Source organism: Flavobacterium flevense, from assembly GCF_900142775.1.
Classification (GTDB): Bacteria; Bacteroidota; Bacteroidia; order Flavobacteriales; family Flavobacteriaceae; genus Flavobacterium; species Flavobacterium flevense.
Map to the genome: position 1 here is coordinate 137,849 of NZ_FRCC01000004.1, position 18,910 is coordinate 156,758.

12 protein-coding genes and 1 tRNA gene are annotated in these 18,910 nt (G+C 35.4%); 6 read left to right on the forward strand and 7 right to left on the reverse strand.

Annotation, left to right across the window (positions count from 1 at the left end):
* Nucleotides 1-201 precede the first annotated feature (201 nt).
* From BUB89_RS08645 to BUB89_RS08655, 3 genes are all read left to right on the forward strand, one after another.
* Entirely contained in the window at nt 202-3,012 is a 2,811-nt protein-coding gene (locus BUB89_RS08645; RefSeq protein ID WP_073244058.1) for a TonB-dependent receptor, read from the forward strand.
* A gap of 159 nt (nt 3,013-3,171) precedes the next feature.
* Nucleotides 3,172-4,227 carry a phytase gene (locus tag BUB89_RS08650; protein WP_073244059.1) on the forward strand — a complete coding sequence of 352 codons (1,056 nt, stop codon included), beginning with the start codon at nt 3,172-3,174 and terminating at the stop codon, nt 4,225-4,227.
* Nucleotides 4,228-4,977: 750 nt separating this feature from the next.
* Nucleotides 4,978-5,739, forward strand: coding sequence for a hypothetical protein (locus tag BUB89_RS08655; protein WP_073244060.1), 762 nt, complete (start codon nt 4,978-4,980; stop codon nt 5,737-5,739).
* A 111-nt stretch (nt 5,740-5,850) separates the two neighbouring features.
* Here BUB89_RS08655 and pckA read toward each other — a convergent pair whose 3' ends face one another.
* Both pckA and BUB89_RS08665 read right to left on the reverse strand, forming a co-directional pair.
* Nucleotides 5,851-7,440 (reverse strand): phosphoenolpyruvate carboxykinase (ATP), encoded by a 1,590-nt coding sequence (gene pckA, locus BUB89_RS08660; RefSeq protein WP_073244061.1) that lies wholly within the window; start codon nt 7,438-7,440, stop codon nt 5,851-5,853.
* Nucleotides 7,441-7,514: 74 nt separating this feature from the next.
* Complete coding sequence (locus tag BUB89_RS08665; RefSeq protein WP_073244062.1) at nt 7,515-7,910, reverse strand: DUF423 domain-containing protein; 396 nt, start codon at nt 7,908-7,910, stop codon at nt 7,515-7,517.
* Nucleotides 7,911-8,347: 437 nt separating this feature from the next.
* Between BUB89_RS08665 and BUB89_RS08670 the strand changes: the two genes are divergently transcribed.
* Both BUB89_RS08670 and BUB89_RS08675 read left to right on the forward strand, forming a co-directional pair.
* Entirely contained in the window at nt 8,348-9,706 is a 1,359-nt protein-coding gene (locus BUB89_RS08670) for a saccharopine dehydrogenase family protein (protein ID WP_073244064.1), read from the forward strand.
* Nucleotides 9,707-10,385: 679 nt separating this feature from the next.
* The gene (locus tag BUB89_RS08675) at nt 10,386-11,036 is read left to right on the forward strand and encodes a DUF4145 domain-containing protein (RefSeq protein ID WP_073244066.1); all 651 of its coding nucleotides are present in this window, start codon (nt 10,386-10,388) and stop codon (nt 11,034-11,036) included.
* A gap of 105 nt (nt 11,037-11,141) precedes the next feature.
* Here the strand turns inward: BUB89_RS08675 and BUB89_RS08680 are convergent, their stop codons facing one another.
* The 4 genes from BUB89_RS08680 to BUB89_RS08695 all read right to left on the reverse strand — a co-directional run bounded on the left by BUB89_RS08680 (nt 11,142) and on the right by BUB89_RS08695 (nt 16,636).
* Nucleotides 11,142-12,620: a M56 family metallopeptidase gene (locus BUB89_RS08680; RefSeq protein WP_073244068.1), complete on the reverse strand. Its 1,479-nt coding sequence runs from the start codon at nt 12,618-12,620 to the stop codon at nt 11,142-11,144.
* A 44-nt stretch (nt 12,621-12,664) separates the two neighbouring features.
* Nucleotides 12,665-14,401 (reverse strand): M56 family metallopeptidase, encoded by a 1,737-nt coding sequence (locus BUB89_RS08685; RefSeq protein WP_083552621.1) that lies wholly within the window; start codon nt 14,399-14,401, stop codon nt 12,665-12,667.
* On the reverse strand, nt 14,398-14,769 hold the full coding sequence (locus BUB89_RS08690) for a BlaI/MecI/CopY family transcriptional regulator (protein ID WP_073244072.1): 372 nt from the start codon (nt 14,767-14,769) through the stop codon (nt 14,398-14,400). Before BUB89_RS08690 ends, BUB89_RS08685 begins: the two co-directional genes overlap by 4 nt.
* A 478-nt stretch (nt 14,770-15,247) precedes the next feature.
* Entirely contained in the window at nt 15,248-16,636 is a 1,389-nt protein-coding gene (locus tag BUB89_RS08695; RefSeq protein WP_073244074.1) for a dipeptidase, read from the reverse strand.
* Between the two features lie 113 nt (nt 16,637-16,749).
* On the opposite strand from BUB89_RS08695, the gene BUB89_RS08700 reads away from it, so the two are divergent.
* Nucleotides 16,750-16,831 (forward strand) — tRNA-Leu (locus BUB89_RS08700).
* 116 nt (nt 16,832-16,947) lie between these two features.
* Here the strand turns inward: BUB89_RS08700 and BUB89_RS08705 are convergent.
* Nucleotides 16,948-18,897 carry a RagB/SusD family nutrient uptake outer membrane protein gene (locus BUB89_RS08705; RefSeq protein WP_073244076.1) on the reverse strand — a complete coding sequence of 650 codons (1,950 nt, stop codon included), beginning with the start codon at nt 18,895-18,897 and terminating at the stop codon, nt 16,948-16,950.
* Between the last annotated feature and the right edge of the window lie 13 nt (nt 18,898-18,910).

Here is an 18,910-nt window from a genome sequence, read left to right on the forward strand (position 1 = left end):
GGGTGCCCAGCGGGCGGGGTAGTTTTTTATATTAGGGAGCTTCTTAAATTCAAATCTAAAATATTTCTTCTTTCGAATATTAGCTTATTGTAAACAAATATTTTTATAACCCAATATTGATAACAATACCTTAATTTTTTTCAAGGTTTTACTTAATAAATGACGCCTAGTTTTGCGTGAAAATTAATTAAAACAAGAACAATGAAGAAAAATTATTTAGTCGTGCTGTTTTTTTTACTGGCACTTGCAGGTTATGCTCAAAAAGGAGTAATATCCGGAAAAGTGCTTGATGTTGATGATAAAATGCCGTTACCTGGTGCAATGCTCCAGCTGGAAGGGATGAATAAATACACCATTTCAGATTATAACGGGCGTTATGAATTTTTAAATGTACAGGAAGGATCTTATACTTTAAAAGTGTCATACATAGGATATACTGCCGGATCAGCTACACTTACAGTGACTAAAGGAGGAAATACGGTTTATAATTTTGCACTAAAAGCTTCAGGAACAGAGTTGAATGAAGTGGTAGTGGGAGATATTTTAAAAGGACAGGCCAAAGCCCTGAGTCAGCAAAAACACAATAAGAATATTGGAAATGTAATTTCTTCTGATCAGGTAGGTCGTTTTCCGGATGCCAATATTGGAGACGCCTTGAAGCGTGTTCCGGGTGTTACCATGCAAAATGATCAGGGAGAAGCCAGAAATATTATCATTAGAGGTTTAGCGCCATCACTGAACTCAGTTACTTTAAATGGTGACCGAATCCCATCGGCTGAGGGAGATAACAGAAATGTGCAAATGGATTTGATTCCGTCAGATATGATTTCGACTATCGAAGTCAATAAAACCCTGACTTCTGATATGGATGCCGATGCTATTGGAGGTTCGGTAAATTTGATTACACGAGCAACTCCTAATGGTGAGCGTATTTCGGCTACAGTGGCTGGAGGTTATTTACCTATTCGAGAAAAAGCATCTTACACAGCCGGTTTGGTTTACGGAAATCGTTTTTTGAACGATAAATTCGGAGCGGTTATTAGCGGTTCGTACAATAATGTAGATTATGGTTCGGATAACGTAGAAAACGAATGGACAAAAGATGATTTTGGGAACGAATTTCTACAGGCTTCTGAAATCAGAAAGTACGATGTACAACGTATTCGCCGTAGTGCTTCGATTGCTTTGGATTATAAATTCGATGAAAATAACACCATTTTTGCGAATGCTATTTACAACTGGAGAGACGATAGAGAGAACCGTTTCAGAACTACTTATGATGATATTGAAGCGATTTATGATGGTGAAGATATCATTGGTTTTGAAGGTCGTGTAAAACGCCAGACTAAAGGTGGTGTGGATAATAACAGAAATAAAAGCAGAAGACTGGAAGATCAGCGTGTTCAGAATTACTCACTTCGTGGAGAGCACTTAATCAATTCTAAGCTGGATTTAGACTGGTCAGCTAATTATGCTAAAGCCAGAGAATACCGACCGGGAGAGCGTTATATCGAGTACCGTCAAGAAGGTTTGGATATTTTTCAGGACTTTTCTGAAAACAAATTTCCTTTAGTAACTTCATCAGGAGAAGCATTGGATCAATTAGAATTGGATTCCGCATCTGAAAATACCGATGATACTTCCGAAAGTGAATTTGGAGCCAAAGTAAATATCCGTGTGCCTTTTACGATTATTCCATCTGAAAAAGGAAGGTTAAGAACCGGTCTTAGATTACGACTGAAAGAGAAAATGAGAAACAATATTTTCTATGCTTACGAACCTGTTAATGATGATATGGCTTTGTTATCGGATGTACCAACGAGCTTTTTTGACGGAAAAGGATTCAATCCGGGAGATAAATATGTGCCGGGAACTTTTGCTTCGGCTGACTTTTTAGGAAATCTGGATTTAAATAATGCTTCACTATTCGATAAAGAAGCTGATCCAGCTGAATATTTGGCGGTAAATTACAATGCAAAAGAAAATATCTATGCTGCTTATGTAAGATGGGATCAGGATTTTAATGACAAATTATCGATGGTGTTAGGTTTCCGTTCCGAAACGACTCATATCGATTATACCGGAAACCGTGTATTAGACGAAGAAGAATTAGAAGGTGAAATCACTACAACTAATACTTACACCAATCTTTTGCCAAGTATTTCATTCCAATACAATGCTACTAAAGATTTGATTTTAAGAGCAGCGGCAACTACCGCTTTGGCCAGACCTAATTATTATGCTTTGGCTCCGTTTGTAAACAACATTGCTTCGGATATGGAAATTACTGCCGGAAATCCGGATCTTGATGTTACCTATTCTTATAATTATGATTTCATGGCCGAGAATTATTTCAAATCAGTTGGTTTGATTTCAGGAGGTGTTTTCTACAAAAGATTAAATGATTTTATCTACAATTATAGCGATAATCAATATACAACGGATAAGTTTACTGCTGATTTTCCAAATCAAAGCAACCCAATCCCAACAGGAGAAAACTGGTCATTTGTACAATCGAGAAACGGAAAAAGCGTAGATGTTTACGGATTTGAAGTGGCTTTACAACGTCAGTTGGATTTCTTTGAAAGTAAATTTTTAAGAGGATTTGGAGTTTATTTGAACTATACCTACACCAAATCAGAAGCAAAAGGAATTGCGGATGAAGACGGAAACGAAAGAAAAAACATCAGCCTTCCGGGAACAGCACCGCACATGTTCAACGGTTCATTGTCATGGGAGAACAAACGTTTTTCTGCCAGAGTTTCTACTAATTTTGCTGCCGATTATTTAGACGAATTAGGAGCTGATGACTATCAGGATAGTTATTATGACAAACAATTTTTCTTAGATGCGAATGCTGCTTACAAAATCACGCCAAACATTCGTCTTTTTGCGGAAGCGAATAATTTAACCAATCAGCCGTTGCGTTATTACCAAGGCGTAGAAGCAAACACAAAACAAGTAGAATACTATCAGGCACGTTTTAACTTTGGTTTGAAATTTGACTTTTAGTTCCACAGAAAATATAATTAATTTAAGATAGGCCACAGATGACACTGATTGAACAGATAAAAACGGATTTTTCATAGCTCTTTGTAAATCACAATCTGCGATAATCCGTTAAAATCAGTTTCATCTGTGTGCCATTCTCAATAATTGGTATAAGAAAATATGAAAACAACATACATAGCCATTGCATTTTTAGGATTAACAGCGGCATCTTGCGGGAGCAAATTGGCAGCCGTTAGAAAAGATGCTTTGAAACCGGCAGTAGTTACACAGCCATTACCACATGATACCGATGATCCTGCTATTTGGATCAACCCTACAGACGCTACAAAAAGTATTATTATTGGTACCGATAAAGATACCGATGGCGGATTATACGCCTTTGATTTGAACGGGAAAATCATTGGAAAATCGGAAGTTTTAATGAGACCTAACAATGTTGATATTGCTTACGGTTTAGTAATTGACGGCAAAAAAACAGATGTTGCTGTAACGACTGAAAGGGAAAATAACAAAATCAGAATTTTTAGTCTTCCTGACTTGAAGCCTATTGATAATGGAGGAATTCCTGTTTTTGAAGGCGAACTAATGCGCGACCCTATGGGAATTGCCTTGTACACACGCCCGAGCGACCAAAAGATTTTTGCTGTGGTAGGAAGAAAAGAAGGACCTGTTAATGGTTATTTGTGGCAATACGAATTGACCGATGCCGGAAACGGAAAAGCGGGTGCAACGGTGGTACGTAAATTTGGAAACTACAGTGGTAAAAAAGAAATTGAAGCCATTGCCGTGGATAACGAATTAGGTACCATTTTATATTGCGATGAACAATTTGGAATCCGAAAATATGTAGCTGACCCAGCCGCTAAAAACGATAACGAGTTAGCCCTTTTTGGTCAAAAAGATTTTAAAGCGGATAACGAAGGAATTGCTATTTATAAAAAATCAGCAACCGAAGGTTATATTTTGGTTTCCAATCAGCAAGCCAATACTTTTATGGTGTATCCAAGAGAAGGAGCTAACGGAAATCCAAATGAATATCCGTTACTGGCTGAAATTCCAACTTCAACCATAGAATGTGATGGAGCTGATGTGACGAATGTAAATCTTGGCGGTCAGTTTCAAAACGGACTTTTTGTAGCCATGAGCAACGGAATGACGTTTCATTATTACAATTGGGACAGTATTCAGCAATTGATTGATGCTGCTAAAAAGTAAGTTGTTTTTAATACGACCCTATCAGGGTTTTAAACCCTGATAGGGTTCTGAAAATCTTTAAATCGCCACTTTTAGCAATAAAAAGGCGATTTTTTTTGTTATCCCCTGCCAGTATTACTGTTTAACACCTGCTCTATTGGTACGAAGTACTAATAGTATTGGTAGGTCGAACCAATAGACCACCTACTTCGTACTAATAATAGAGGTACTTAACACCAATAGTATTGGTAGGTCGAACCAATAGACTACCTACTTCGTACTAATAATAGAGGCAGTTTAAACCAATAGTATTGGTAGGTCGAACCAATAGACGACCTAGTTAGCACCAATAATAGAGGTACTTAATACCAATATTATTAGTACTTCGAACCAATAGACCGCTTACTTCGTACTAACAATAGAGGTATTTAACACTAGTTTTTTAGGGAAATAGAATGGACTGCTAGTATAAAGCAAATAAAAGAGGATATTCGCTTGTATAAAAATGAATAGAAATGGCTTTTAAGCCATTTTAAAATTTAAGTTTTCAATAGGCTTTAGCCAAAATCTAAATACGGATTGGGCTAAAGCCTTTTTCTTTTGCAAATGTTTATCATCTGGCTAAAGCCAGACGCAATTGATGAAAACTTTAATTTTTGTAAGATTTATTTATATATTTGAGAAATCATACAGTAAACAAAACATGTACATATACCATTTAAAATAAAACAGTTTGTTTTAAGTGTATATAAATTCAATAAAACGATACCGTTGAAGCAACTTGAAATTAATAATAATCGAGCTCCATATATTTTTCGTTATCGTCCAGATAATAACTTTACATTGGATGAAATTTCGAACAGTTACATATATTTTCCTAACTCTGAAAAATTAAATGACCCATTTGATGCAAATTCAGAAATGTTAGATATTGTTTATACTCCATCCGAATTTCAAATGCTATTTGAAACAGTTTTTGAAAATATGCCTTTAGAAGCTCGTCAATATTTTAAGAAGACTTTTGAAAACAAGCCAGAAGAATTATTTGCTTTTGTCAACAATAGTAAACAAGAATTTATTGGTAAGTTTGGAATAGCATGTTTTACGATTAGTGAATTGAATCTTCTCTTATGGGCTAGTTATGCAAATAATCATAAAGGACTATGTATTCAATATAACATAGAATACGATAAAGAGTATTTTTCAGGCATCAGGCAAGTAGAATATTTTAAAAACTTTGAAAAAATAAAATATCATCCAGCTTCTAATCCAGATGGATTTCAGGATGTACTATTTAAAAAGTTTCATCTTTGGAGTAACGAATTTGAACTTCGATTATTAAAAGTAAATGAAGGCAAATTTCATCATAAAAAAGAAGCGATACGAAATATTATTTTTGGATTGAGAGCTTCGGATGAGTTCAAAAGTGAAATTGTAGAAATTATCAGATCAAAGTATCAACATGTCAAACTTTATCAACCTTTGATTTTTAAGGAATCGTTTGAAATGGGATATCAAGAACTTATACTATGAATTTCCCCGCTCGTGCGCGAATCCTTTCGCGTTCGTCCTTGGTAAAGTATATTAAACGAAAACCCGAAACTTTCCAGTTATCGGGTTTTGTGTTTTATAAAAATACTGTGTTTACACTTCCGGAGCTCCGTCCAGAATTTCCTCATTCGCATACGACTCAAATTGTACAAAATTTGCTTTGAATTTTGCGGCTAATTCAATCGCTTTTGTGTCATACAAGTTTTTGTCCTCCCAGGTGTTTCTGGGATTTAATATTTCGACAGGAACATTAGGACAAGATTCCGGAATAGCCATTTTAAAAATAGCATGATTGTGGTAATCAACATGGTCTAATTCCCCGTTTAAAGCTGCCGTAATCATGGCTCGGGTGTATTTTAACTTCATTCGACTTCCCGTGCCGTAAGGACCGCCGGTCCATCCTGTGTTGATGAGCCACACTTTTACATCGGCATCTTTCATTTTTTTGCTCAGCATTTCAGCATATCTGGTAGGATGCAAAGGCATAAATGGTGCACCAAAACAAGCCGAAAAATTAGGCTGAGGTTCTGTTACTCCAGCTTCGGTTCCTGCAATTTTTGCGGTATAACCGGATATAAAATGATAAGCCGCCTGACCCGGAGTCAGTTTTGCTATTGGAGGTAAAATCCCAAAAGAATCGGCAGTCAGGAAAAAGATATTTTTTGGATTTCGACCAATAGAACCCGGCTGTACATTGTGAATAAAGTCAATAGGGTAACTCACTCGTGTATTAGGAGAAATGGAAATATCGGTGTAATCGACTTCGTTAGTGTGTTTCTTGTAGACGATATTTTCCAGCAGGGCTCCTTTTTTTATCGCTCTAAAAATATCAGGTTCGTTTTCTTCGTTCAGGTTAACCACTTTAGCGTAGCAACCGCCTTCAAAATTAAAAACAGTGTTTTCGCTCGTCCAGCCATGTTCGTCATCTCCAATTAATTTTCTATTTGGGTCGGCAGAAAGTGTTGTTTTTCCGGTGCCTGATAATCCAAAGAATATTGCGGTTTGACCATCTTCGCCCACATTGGCACTGCAATGCATGGATAAGGCATTTTTAAAAACCGGAAGAATGAAGTTTAAAGCAGAGAAGATCCCTTTTTTCATCTCGCCTGTATATCCGGTTCCGCCAATGATGATGGTTTTTCGGGTAAAATTCAATATGGCAAAATTGCTCTGGCGTGTTCCGTCAGTTTCAGGATCAGCTAAGAAACTGGGAGCACAAATCAGCGTCCAGTCGGCAATAAAATTAGTTAGTTCTTTTTCATCCGGTCTCAAAAACATATTGTAGCAAAATAAATTTGCCCAGGCTGTTTCGGTAATCACGCGAACATTCAATCGGTAATTAGGATCGGCACATACATAAGCATCTCTTACAAAGAGCTCTTTATTCGCTAAATAGGCTGTTAGTTTGTTATAAAGCGCATCAAATTTTGCAGGTTCAAAAGGAATATTGATATCGCCCCACCAAACTTCGTTTTCGGTAATGCTGTCTTTTACAATAAAGCGATCCTGAGGCGAGCGACCCGAAAATTTCCCCGTATGAATGGCTAATGCTCCGGTTACCGTTTCAGTTCCTTCACCACGACTCAGAGTGATTTCATGAAGTTGATCAGCTGTTAACTGATAGTGAATTTTGGCGTTTTTAATTCCGATATTTTCAAGAGAAAACAAATTATTGACAATCATAAGGCAGCTTGTTTAGTAGTTGTTAGGTTTCATATTAAAGATAAAACATATATTTTAGTTCCTCTTTTGAATTCCTAATTTTTATCTGACTTTTTTGTGATATTATACAGCAAAACTGCCCAGGCACTGATTAATAAAAAGCCACCAATGGGCGTTACAAAACCAATGATTTTGAAGTCAAAAAAAGGAGTAAGCTCGTTTGTTGCCAGTAAATAAATAGAACCCGAGAATAAAACCACTCCCGAAAGCACTAAATTATAAATATTGTTTTTTGCTTTCGAAGTTAAATCAGGAATTAATCCAATGAATAAAAGAAACAAAGCGTGATACATCTGGTAGCGAACTCCAGTTTCAAAGGTGGCTAATTGTTCGATGCTGAGTACTTTTTTAAGAGCATGAGCACCAAAAGCACCTAAAATTATAGCAATCATTCCTAATATAGCCGCTGTAATAATCGTTTTTTTATTCATTTTTGTTCTGTTTGAGTTTCTTACAAAAGTATTCGAAATCCAAGGAAACCAAAAGCTTTTTGGCCGATAGTTTGCCGTAATTTGTGCTAAAGTTTTGTGAAATTTTATTTGACAAGTCGATTGATTTTTTACCGCAAAGCTTGCAAAGTTTTTCGCAATCTCGAAACTTCGGGACGTAAAAGTTCCTCAGAGTTACGCAAAGATTTTAAATAAAAAATAATTTGCGACCCGAGCCATAGGTTTTATTTAGCTTTTTAAAAATGATTTAACCGCAAATTACACAAATTAGCGCTAATTAATTTGTGGTAATTTGAGTAATTTGTGGTGAATTAGACTCTTAATGTTTGTGATACTTTAATCAGCGGTTATTTTTATTTAATGGCTATCCCTTGTCTTCCCACAAACATTTCCTTATTTTTGAGTACTATTTTCCAGCTATGAGAGAAATTCTAATTATTGGTGCCGGTCGATCCGCTTCATCGCTGATTCAGTATCTTTTGGATAAATCCCAGGAAGAGCAATTGCATCTTGTTATTGCCGATTTATCATTGGAATTAGCGCAAAAGAAAACCAATAATCATCCTAATGCGACTCCTATTGCCTTAGATATTTTGGATAAAAGTCAAAGAAAAGCCGCTATTGCAAAAGCTACTATTGTCATTTCGATGTTGCCGGCTCATTTGCATATTGAAATCGCCCGAGATTGTGTGCTTTTCAGGAAAAATCTGGTGACGGCTTCTTATATCAGTGATGCGATGCTGACTCTGGATGAAGAAGTGAAAGAATACGGACTCATTTTTATGAACGAAATGGGCTTAGATCCCGGAATCGATCACATGAGCGCGATGAAAGTCATTGACGAAATCAGAGAAAAAGGCGGAAAAATGCTGTTATTCGAGTCTTTTTGTGGCGGACTCGTAGCTCCCGAATCGGATACGAATCTTTGGAATTACAAATTTACCTGGGCACCCCGGAATGTGGTTTTAGCAGGTCAGGGTGGTGTGGCCAAATTTCTTCAGGAAGGAACCTATAAATACATTCCGTACACCAGTTTGTTCCGTCGTACCGAATTTCTGGAAGTAGAAGGTTACGGACGATTTGAGGCCTATTCGAACAGAGATTCTTTAAAATACCGAAGCATTTATGGCTTAGACGATATTCTCACTTTGTATCGCGGGACGATTCGCCGTGTTGGTTTTTCCAAAGCCTGGAATATGTTTGTGCAACTGGGCATGACCGATGATTCGTATATCATGGAAGACTCTGAAAACATGAGTTACCGCCAGTTTATGAATTCGTTTTTGCCGTATCATCCCACTGATTCCGTGGAGATAAAGACCCGTTTGCAGCTCAAAATTGATCCTGACGATATTATGTGGGACAAATTATTGGAGTTGGATTTGTTCAATGACAAGAAAATGGTAGGTCTTAAAAATGCCACTCCAGCCCAAATTCTCGAAAAAATCCTCAATGACAGTTGGAAACTCCAGCCCGATGACAAAGACATGATTGTGATGTATCATAAATTTGGCTATGAAATCAACGGCAAAAAAGTACAAATGGATTCCCAAATGGTTTGTATAGGTCAAGACCAAACCTATACCGCAATGGCAAAAACCGTGGGATTGCCTGTCGCTATGGCAACCTTATTAATCCTGAACGGAAAAATTACCACTCCCGGAGTACAACTCCCTATCCTTAAAGAAGTGTATTTACCCGTTTTAAAAGAATTGGAACAATATGGTGTTGTTTTCAAGGAACAAATGCTGCCGTATTTGGGGTATAAGTATAGTTAATAATTTGGCGTTTTTATTAAGTGATAAAATTAGATTTATTAATTTTCTTTTTTGCTTGATCAAAAAAGAAACAAAAAAATCAAGTCTTACGCTTCCTCATCGGTCAAATTAGTTTTCGAATACTAAAAGAAAAGAACTCGTCCCGAAGCATCGGGACTCAAACAGCTTTTCTTTTTACGCATTCTTCAAACATTTGACACTCGATTGCGGAAGCTAAGGACACATCCCAATGCAACTAAACGTTATTTAGATTATTTTTTTAGAAATAAAATGATACTTTGAAAGAGCTAAACTTTACAATCAAAGAGTGTTTTATTTAAGAAGTTTGATAAGATGATAATTTGGGCGTTCCCTCGTTAAGAAAATAATATTTTAATTCTGGATTTTTCAACGAGGTCAGGCTGTACGCTATATTCCCGATTAACAAAAACTACGGCTAAAAAGCCTTGTTTTTCTAAATCGGGAGATGCCGGTTCCATCCTTAACGCAATTCAGCGGTACCATTATTATTTTGTTTTTAAAGACATGATGTAATTTGTAATCATTTATTGATATATTTGGTTTGCGCAAAGTATATTAATGATTACTATAATCTAGCTTAATTTAGCAGAATATAGTGACTATATAATAATTTTTATAAATAAGTTAGAAGGTTCAACAACTAAATAAATCACAAAGTATGGCTAGTGTTAATAGTTTAAATGGTACAATGACAATAAAAAATCATCCAGATGAGTGCCCTTATTGTCATAAAAAAATAACACCTGTAAATATTTATGGTTTTCGAAATTCAAAAACCAACTTATTAGACGTTTTACAGAAATGTCCAAATGAACAATGCTCACAGACTTTTATTGCATACTATTTACATATTGGTGGTAGTTCATTTGATTACATTGGGAAAACTACTCAAGGAAGTTTGCGAGGAAAGGTTTTTTCTCAAACCATCATTGAAATTTCTCCTGCTTTTAATATTATTTATAATCAAGCTTTTACAGCTGAACAACAAGGTTTAGATGAAATTTGTGGTGTTGGTTATCGCAAAGCATTGGAATTTTTAATTAAAGAATATGCAATTAAAAATAAACCTGAAAAGAAAGATGCAATTGAAAAGAAACTTCTTGGACCTTGTATTGCTGAATATGTGGACGATAATAGAATTAAAGCAGTTGCAAAAAGGGCTGTTTGGTTAGGAAATGACGAAACACATTATATAAAAAAATGGGAAGGAAAAAATCTTGAAGATTTGAAAAAGTTAATTGAATTAACTGTTCATTGGATTGAAATGGAAGTTTTATCCAAAAGTTTTGAAGAAGAAATGCCTGAATAGCCTAATCGTAGATAACGCCCCAATAAAAAATCCGTTTACTCTTAAAAAAGGAATAAACGGATTAGTTTTTATTATTTTTGTTAAAATCTGTAAGCTATTAATAAATTAACTTTTGGATTGAATTGCAATAGGTAAGCTATATAACGTTCGGACAGCTTCTCCATTGATTTCCCCAGGAGTCCATTTAGGAGAGGTTTTTAAAACACGTATTGCTTCTTCACCAGCTCCATATCCAAAGTTATCTCTAATGATTTTAAAATTGGATAAATTTCCGTCTTTTTCGACAATGAAAGTAAGGTAAACTTTTCCCCTTAATGTATTTCCATCAGGTGTTTTAGGTGTTACAAAATTATCTCCTACGAATTTATAAAAAGCATCCATGCCTCCAGAGAATTCTGGTTTTTCCGTTAAACCAGCTGTGTTGTAGATTGTATTAGGATCTTGCTGTTTTGTTTTACTATTTTTTGGGTCAAATTCATCAATGATAAATGTTTTGGGTTCTTCTTTTTCTATTTTTTCTATTATTTCTTTTTCAGATAAGGGTTTGTCATTGTTACTACGAATAACTAATGGCGGAGCAAGTTGTTTTTGTTTTGCTGTTAAATCGGAATATTTTTTCTTTGCAACTACTTTTCCTTTTTCGTCTTTAATTTCAAAAGTGGTTTTCTTGTAATATGCTTCTCCGTTTACGTAGACATTTTTTCCTTCTTTTTGTGGAGTTTCTTGTGCTACTACTTTAGTGCATAAAGAAAACACGAGTGCTGTCAATAATGGAATTAGAATTCCTTTTTTCAGCAAAGCTCTTGTTGTAGATGTGTTTTTTGTCATCATAATTAATCTTTTTTTGGTTACTGAATAATTTAAATTACTGGCCAAGTAATAGGTTGGGTTCACGTTTGCTTTTGATAAAAGTAAATTTTGATAAAACGGAACATTGTTATGCGATTTCACGACTTTCTCGTCTGCAAGGAATTCGTGGTTAAGTTGGATTGCTTTTTTGTAGAAAATAAATATGGGATTGAACCAGAAAATTACTTTCAAAATCTCGATAAATAGAATATCTAAAGTGTGTTTTTGATTTACATGGATTAATTCATGGGTGTATAATTCATCTTCAATTTTTCGATCATTATAATCCGTTTCATTGATAAAAATGTAGTTTAGAAAAGTGTACGGAAGTGTTTTTTCTTTTAGTAAAACCAGTTTTGCATTTTTGTAATTTATCGTAGGATTTGATTGGGCTTTAGCGTTTAATTTCCAAATGTTTACAACAAACCGAAGTAATAATGACAATGTAATTACACTATAAAGACTCCAAGCGGATATTAGCCAATAATTAGTAGTATCTTCAATGACAGGCATACTAGTTTCTTCAGTCATTGGAATAATAGTTGGCATAGTTTCTTGTTGAGGTATTTGCTGAATGATTTCGATAGTTATAAAAGGAATAGCAAATGAAAACAGCAAACTAAACAACAAGTAAAACCTGTTGAACTGATGCATTTTTTCTCTTTCCAATAGTGAAAAATATACTACCAACAGCGCAGTTAAGGAAAGTGTGGATTTGATTAGAAAGTCGGTCATTTTTTCTTTTTTTGAAGTTCAACGTCAATTATTTTTTTTAATCCTTAATGTTTTTTGCCCGAACCAAAAGCTAAATTAGTGTTGTACAATACGGTAACGGCTTTATAGTTGATTTCTCCAGGTTTCCATTTAGGACTTAGTTCTAAAACACGAACGACTTCTTCGTTTACGATATGTCCTGTGTTGCTTTGCGTTCTTATATTGCTAAGACTCCCATCTTTTTCTATTTGGAAAGTTATATTAACTTCGTTGCTCTCTAGTAATCCCTTTGGTTTCTTTATGTTTTTATTGAAAAATTCTTCAAATTTACCATCTCCTCCAGGGAACTCTGGTTTTTCAGTTAGTTCTGCTGTGTTATAGAGTTGTTCTTTTTTTTCTGTTTCTTTTCCATTTACTTTTGTAATAATTTCTTCCTTTTTTTGATTTTGGGTAGCATTTACATAAAAAGTAATTTCAATTGTATCTCCTGGAAATTTCTCAGGGTTATTCCTCTTTTTTTCTTTCTCGTAATATGAAGGTGTCTGTAAGGAGTAGCTAAACATTTCTGGATTTTCTTTTGTTCTAAATTTTTCCTCCACAAATCCTCCAAAAATATTTGCAATTTCTGTATGTAGTACTAGTTCTTTTTGTGAATTGGTCAATAGTAGGCCATCCAGAGAAAAAGAACAATCTTTTTTGTTTATCAAATTCTCTAATTCTTCTCTTATTGGTTTTCTTTTTTCGGGATAGAGCCTTGTCCTTTCATAAATTAAATATTTATTTTTCTCTTCTTGGGTTAAAGCTTCATATTTTTTATTCAATAGTAATTTTTTGTTTTGATCTCTAACTATTACTTGTACTCCAGCATAATAAGTGTCTTTTTTTTGTTCGTTCACAACATTGGATTTTGTTGTTTCTTTAGCATTGTCTAACGGTGTCTTTTGGTCTGTTTTTTTGACACATGAAATGAAAACAAGTCCAGAAAGAAAAGGTATTAAAACCAATTTTTTCAAAATGGATTTAGATAGAGAGGTGTCTTTTGTCATCATAATTAATCTTTTTTTTGTTACTGAATAATTCAAATTACTTGCCAGGTAATAGGTTGGGTTTGCATTTGCCTTAGATAAAAGTAAGTTTTGGTACAACGGAACATTGTTATGCGATTGCACGACTTTCTCGTCGGCGAGGAATTCGTGATTGAGTTGGATTGCCTTTTTGTAAAAAATATGAATGGGGTTGAACCAGAAAATCACTTTTAAAATTTCGATTAGTAAAATGTCTAGAGTGTGTTTTTGATTTACATGAATTAATTCATGCGTGTATAATTCATCTTCAATTTTTCGATCATTATAATCCGTTTCATTGATAAAAATGTAGTTTAGAAAAGTGTACGGAAGTGTTTGTTCTTTTAGTAAAACCAGTTTTGCATTTTTGTAATTTATCGTAGGATTTGAGTGGGCTTTAGCATTTAATTTCCAAATGTTTACAACAAACCGAAGTAATAATGACAATGTAATTACACTATAAAGACTCCAAGCGGATATTAGCCAATAATTAGTAGTATCTTCAATGACAGTCATACTAGTTCCTCCACTCATTGGAATACTAGTAGGCGTAGTTTCCTGATGAGGTAACTCCTGAATGATTTCGATAGTTATAAAAGGAATAGCAAATGAAAACAGCAAACTGAACAACAAGTAAAACCTATTGAACTGATGCATTTTTTCTCTTTCCAATAGTAAAAAATATACTACCAACAGCGCAGTTAAGGAAAGTGTGGATTTGATTAGAAAGTCGATCATTTTTTCTTTTTTTGAAGTTCTACATCGATGATCTTTTTTAATTCTTCTAATTCTTTTTCGGATAAATTAGTTTCCTTAGTAAAGAAAGAAGCAAATTGCGATGCCGAATTATTGAAGAAGTTACTAATCAATCCATTGACATGTTTCGAGAAATAATCTGATTTTTTGACCAATGGATAGTATTGTCTGGAGTTTCCAAATTCAGTGTAAGCGACAAATTTTTTATCCATCATTCTTTTTAACAATGTAGCTACTGTGGTTGTTTTTGGTTTTGGTTCCGGAAAAGCTTCGAGCAAGTCTTTCATAAAGGCTTTTTCCAGTTTCCAAAGGTGTTCCATTAATTGTTCTTCTGAATTGGATAATGACATTTGTTCTATGTTTTTAGAGTTTGTTCTACAAATGTAGAGTAATAAATTGAATTTCCAAATTTTTTTACAAAAAAATCCATTCACTTTGTTTAAAATGAACGGATTAAACTATTTTTTCTTGGTCACTTAGCGTCTTTTTGGCAAAATCTATTTCGATAACCCCGATCGATTACTATCATTTTACCAAAGAAAATTCATAGTAATTGATTGGCGGTGGTTTGTTCTGTTTTAAATCGAAGCGTTTTTTTTGTAACGATTCGCTTGCGTTAGGGATTGAAGAGTAAATCCTTTTGTTTTTTCTTTAAAAACAAAAGATTGAAATGAAAAGCCCGACCTCGTTGCTTGCATAAATGTTTTTTAATTACTCACTTTCTGCAACGAGGGAACGCCCAAATAAAAAATCCGCTCATTGCTGAACGGATTTTGTTTCTTTTACTTAATGTCTTTGCGAAAAAACTTAGTGTCCTCTGCGGTTAAATTACTTTGATAACTCCACAAAATATTTATAAAATAACGGAATGGTTTCGATTCCTTTCAGGTAATTGAAAATCCCAAAATGCTCGTTAGGGGAATGAATGGCATCACTATCAAGTCCAAATCCCATCAGGATGGTTTTGCTTTTTAGTTCTTTTTCGAATAAAGCGACAATAGGAATGCTTCCACCGGAACGCACCGGAATGGCAGGAATGCCAAAGGTTTCGGTGTACGCCTTATTTGCGGCTTGGTAGCCAATGCTGTCAATAGGAGTTACATAACCCTGTCCGCCATGATGCGGAGTAACTTTTACGCTAACTGCTGCGGGAGCAATTGCGGTGAAATGTTTCGTAAATAATTCGGTAATTTCCTCCCAGTCCTGATTAGGGACCAGTCGCATTGAGATTTTGGCGAAAGCCTTAGAGGGAATTACGGTTTTGGCTCCCTGACCGGTATAACCGCCCCAGATTCCGTTGACATCCAGCGTAGGACGAATGGCGTTTCTTTCATTGGTAACATAGCCTTCTTCGCCGTAAACGGCATTAAGGTCGAGTGCTTTTTTGTAGTTTTCAATATCAAAAGGGGCTTTGGCCATTTCAGCTCTTTCAGCCAGCGATAATTCTTCTACCTTATCATAAAATCCCGGAATGGTAATGCGATTGTTTTCATCGTGAAGCGAAGCAATCATTTTACTCAGAATATTAATAGGATTAGCTACTGCACCACCATATAATCCCGAATGTAAATCGCGGTTAGGACCTGTAACTTCAACTTCTACATAACTCAAGCCTCTTAATCCGGTGGTTATGGAAGGTTGCTGATTAGAAATCATTCCGGTATCTGATATCAGAATAACATCATTTTTTAGTTTTGCTGTGTTGTTTTCGACAAAACTTTTCAGGTTAACGCTGCCCACTTCTTCCTCGCCTTCAATCATGAATTTGACGTTGCAAGGCAGGGTATTGCTCTGAATCATGTATTCAAATGCTTTGATGTGCATGTACATTTGGCCTTTATCATCGCAAGCACCACGGGCAAAAATAGCTCCTTCGGGATGAATGTCGGTTTTTTTGATTACGGGTTCAAATGGAGGAGAAGTCCAGAGTTCCATTGGGTCCGGTGGTTGCACATCATAATGACCATAAACTAAAACGGTTGGTAAATTAGGGTCAATAATTTTTTCACCATAAACAATAGGGTAGCCGTTGGTTTCGCAAATTTCGACTTTATCACATCCGGCTTTTTCCAGACTTTGCTTTACCGCTACAGAAGTATCGATTACATCCTGAGAATAGGCAGAATCAGCGCTTACAGATGGGATTTTTAATAGTTCGATTAATTCGTTGATAAAACGGTCTTTATTTTGTTGGATATAGGTTTTGATGTTTTCCATTGATTAGGCTCTATTTTGCTACTTTCAAAAATACAAAAAAGAGAATAATAATTTTTTTTAATTTTTGCTTTGAATATTGGAAAGTATGCTTATATTTGCACCCACAATAGCGCGCGGATATGGCGAAATTGGTAGACGTGCCAGACTTAGGATCTGGTGCCGCAAGGCGTGTAGGTTCGAGTCCTATTATCCGCACAAACATTAAGACTTAATTAGCTGAAATTAGCTTTTTAAGTCTTTTTTTTTGGGTTATAGTCAAAAAAAAAAGAGGAAGCTTATGCCTCCTCTTTGTAATGATAAATTGTTTTAAATTAGTTATATCCAGGGTTTTGCATTGCAGTTTTTTCTGCAGCAGTCAATGGTCTTCCATTTGCGTATATTCCATCTAAGAAAGTTTGAGGAATAGGTCTTAATATGTGATAATCCTGAATGTTTGGTGAAGCTTCAGGGTTGTAAGCTCTAGCTCTGGCTACTAAAGTTTTTGTTCTGCTTAAGTCTTCCCAACGGTGGAATTCGCCGCAAAGTTCTCTGGTGCGTTCATTTAGAACAAGACAAAGCATACGATCATAATCAGTTGTGTAACCTAATCGGGTGATTACGGCCTGATCGGCAGCTGGAAGTGCATTAATTGCACTAATAGTTAAATCAGTAGTAGCTGTTGTAGTTGCAATGTTGTTAGATTCATAATATGAATTTTCAGGTATGAATGAAACAGCTCTTGTTCCTTGTCCTGCGGCTGTCCATGCAGCTGATCCGTCAGTATAAGCAGCTCTGTTTTCGCCTGATTTATAAGTGGCACGATTACGAACATCATTAATGTACGGTAATGCATCTGCATAAGAGCCGGTTCCTAATTTAGCTAAACGAATTTTTGCTTCAGCTGCCATTAATTTAGTTTCAGCAGAACGAGCTAATATGATGTCTCGACTTCCTTTTGTAGCGTTAAAATCTAAACGTGACCCATCCATGTATTTACTTAAAGATGGAAATCTTACGTCTTTCATCAAACCAAAGTTGTCAGCAGCATACGCTACAAATACACTTGGAATTGTTTTACCTGTTTTAGAATAGATTATAGTTCCATTGTTTCTTGTTAAGGCAAATCTATTATCTGATGGACTGTTCATTATATACATGATACCTAAGTCGCCATTAACGTATCCGCTTCCTGAAGCAGCTTTATTGACAATGCTTTTTGTTTGGAAACTTTTCCAAAAACGGGAATCGTTTACTTTATCAAATATGTCATAAGTAAAATAAGTGGGTGCTAAACGGCTAAACGGTCTTCCTCCGGATGTATTACGCTCCATTTGTGGTAATTGATCATAAGTAGAAAGGAAATACAAATGTTGTTGGTTTCCTCCGGTTGTTAATTGGTTGGAATTAAAATCGGCTGATAAAATTAATTCTGACAATTTTTCATTAGCTCCATTCGCAGCTTTAAAATCCCATAATTCAACATAGTTGGCAGCTAGCGGATGACGTGAAATTACTTCATCTGATAAAGTAACTACTTGCTGTAAATCAGCTGTTTTAGTTGCTGAATTCCAGGCATCGTTGATTTCGCTGGCACGGGTTAGATAAGCTTTTGCTAAATAATGAGCAGCGGCATCTTTGGTAATTTTATTTGGACCACCTGTATTAACTAATAAATTGTATGCCTGAGTAAAATCGTCAATAACCTGATTTAGAACTTCCTCTGCAGTTGCTCTTGTATATTCAAGTTCGACTGTATTGCTAACGGTTAATTTTAATGGTACACCACCATATTGTCTCACTAATTTTAAATAATTGTAAGCTCTCATAAAATAGCCTTCTCCTAATGCGATTTTTTTAACAGCATCATTAGTTGAAGTGATTGCTGTTGCGGATTCAATCATTTGGTTGGCATTTCCTATGGCTACATATAAATTATCCCAATTGGTATTAGCAGCTACAGTATTGGAGTTGGATACGGTTACAAATGATCCAAATCCGGAAGCATAAGAATTCCATAGTCCATTGGATGGATCCCCACCCACATGGAACTCGTCTGTTCCTGATTGATTTGCTGTAAGGGGAACTTCGCGATTCATATCTAAAGCAAATGTCTGATAATAGGTTCCTACAGACAGTGCAAGGATTCCTTCTTCGGTATTGTAATAATCTTTACTGTATGCAGTAGTTAATTTTTCGTCTAGAAAATCCTGACTACAAGAGCTACTAAGTCCTAATGTAGCTACCAGCATTAGATTGATATATAGTTTTTTATAATTTTTCATAATTTATTTTTTT

Bases quoted from the DNA above. Each gene is read 5' to 3' on its own strand.
- BUB89_RS08645 (WP_073244058.1), top strand. From the start codon at position 202: ATGAAGAAAAATTATTTAGTCGTGCTGTTTTTTTTACTGGCACTTGCA.
- BUB89_RS08650 (WP_073244059.1), top strand. From the start codon at position 3,172: ATGAAAACAACATACATAGCCATTGCATTTTTAGGATTAACAGCGGCA.
- pckA (WP_073244061.1), bottom strand. From the start codon at position 7,440: ATGATTGTCAATAATTTGTTTTCTCTTGAAAATATCGGAATTAAAAAC.
- BUB89_RS08665 (WP_073244062.1), bottom strand. From the start codon at position 7,910: ATGAATAAAAAAACGATTATTACAGCGGCTATATTAGGAATGATTGCT.
- BUB89_RS08670 (WP_073244064.1), top strand. From the start codon at position 8,348: ATGAGAGAAATTCTAATTATTGGTGCCGGTCGATCCGCTTCATCGCTG.
- BUB89_RS08675 (WP_073244066.1), top strand. From the start codon at position 10,386: ATGGCTAGTGTTAATAGTTTAAATGGTACAATGACAATAAAAAATCAT.
- BUB89_RS08680 (WP_073244068.1), bottom strand. From the start codon at position 12,620: ATGACCGACTTTCTAATCAAATCCACACTTTCCTTAACTGCGCTGTTG.
- BUB89_RS08685 (WP_083552621.1), bottom strand. From the start codon at position 14,401: ATGATCGACTTTCTAATCAAATCCACACTTTCCTTAACTGCGCTGTTG.
- BUB89_RS08690 (WP_073244072.1), bottom strand. From the start codon at position 14,769: ATGTCATTATCCAATTCAGAAGAACAATTAATGGAACACCTTTGGAAA.
- BUB89_RS08695 (WP_073244074.1), bottom strand. From the start codon at position 16,636: ATGGAAAACATCAAAACCTATATCCAACAAAATAAAGACCGTTTTATC.
- BUB89_RS08705 (WP_073244076.1), bottom strand. From the start codon at position 18,897: ATGAAAAATTATAAAAAACTATATATCAATCTAATGCTGGTAGCTACA.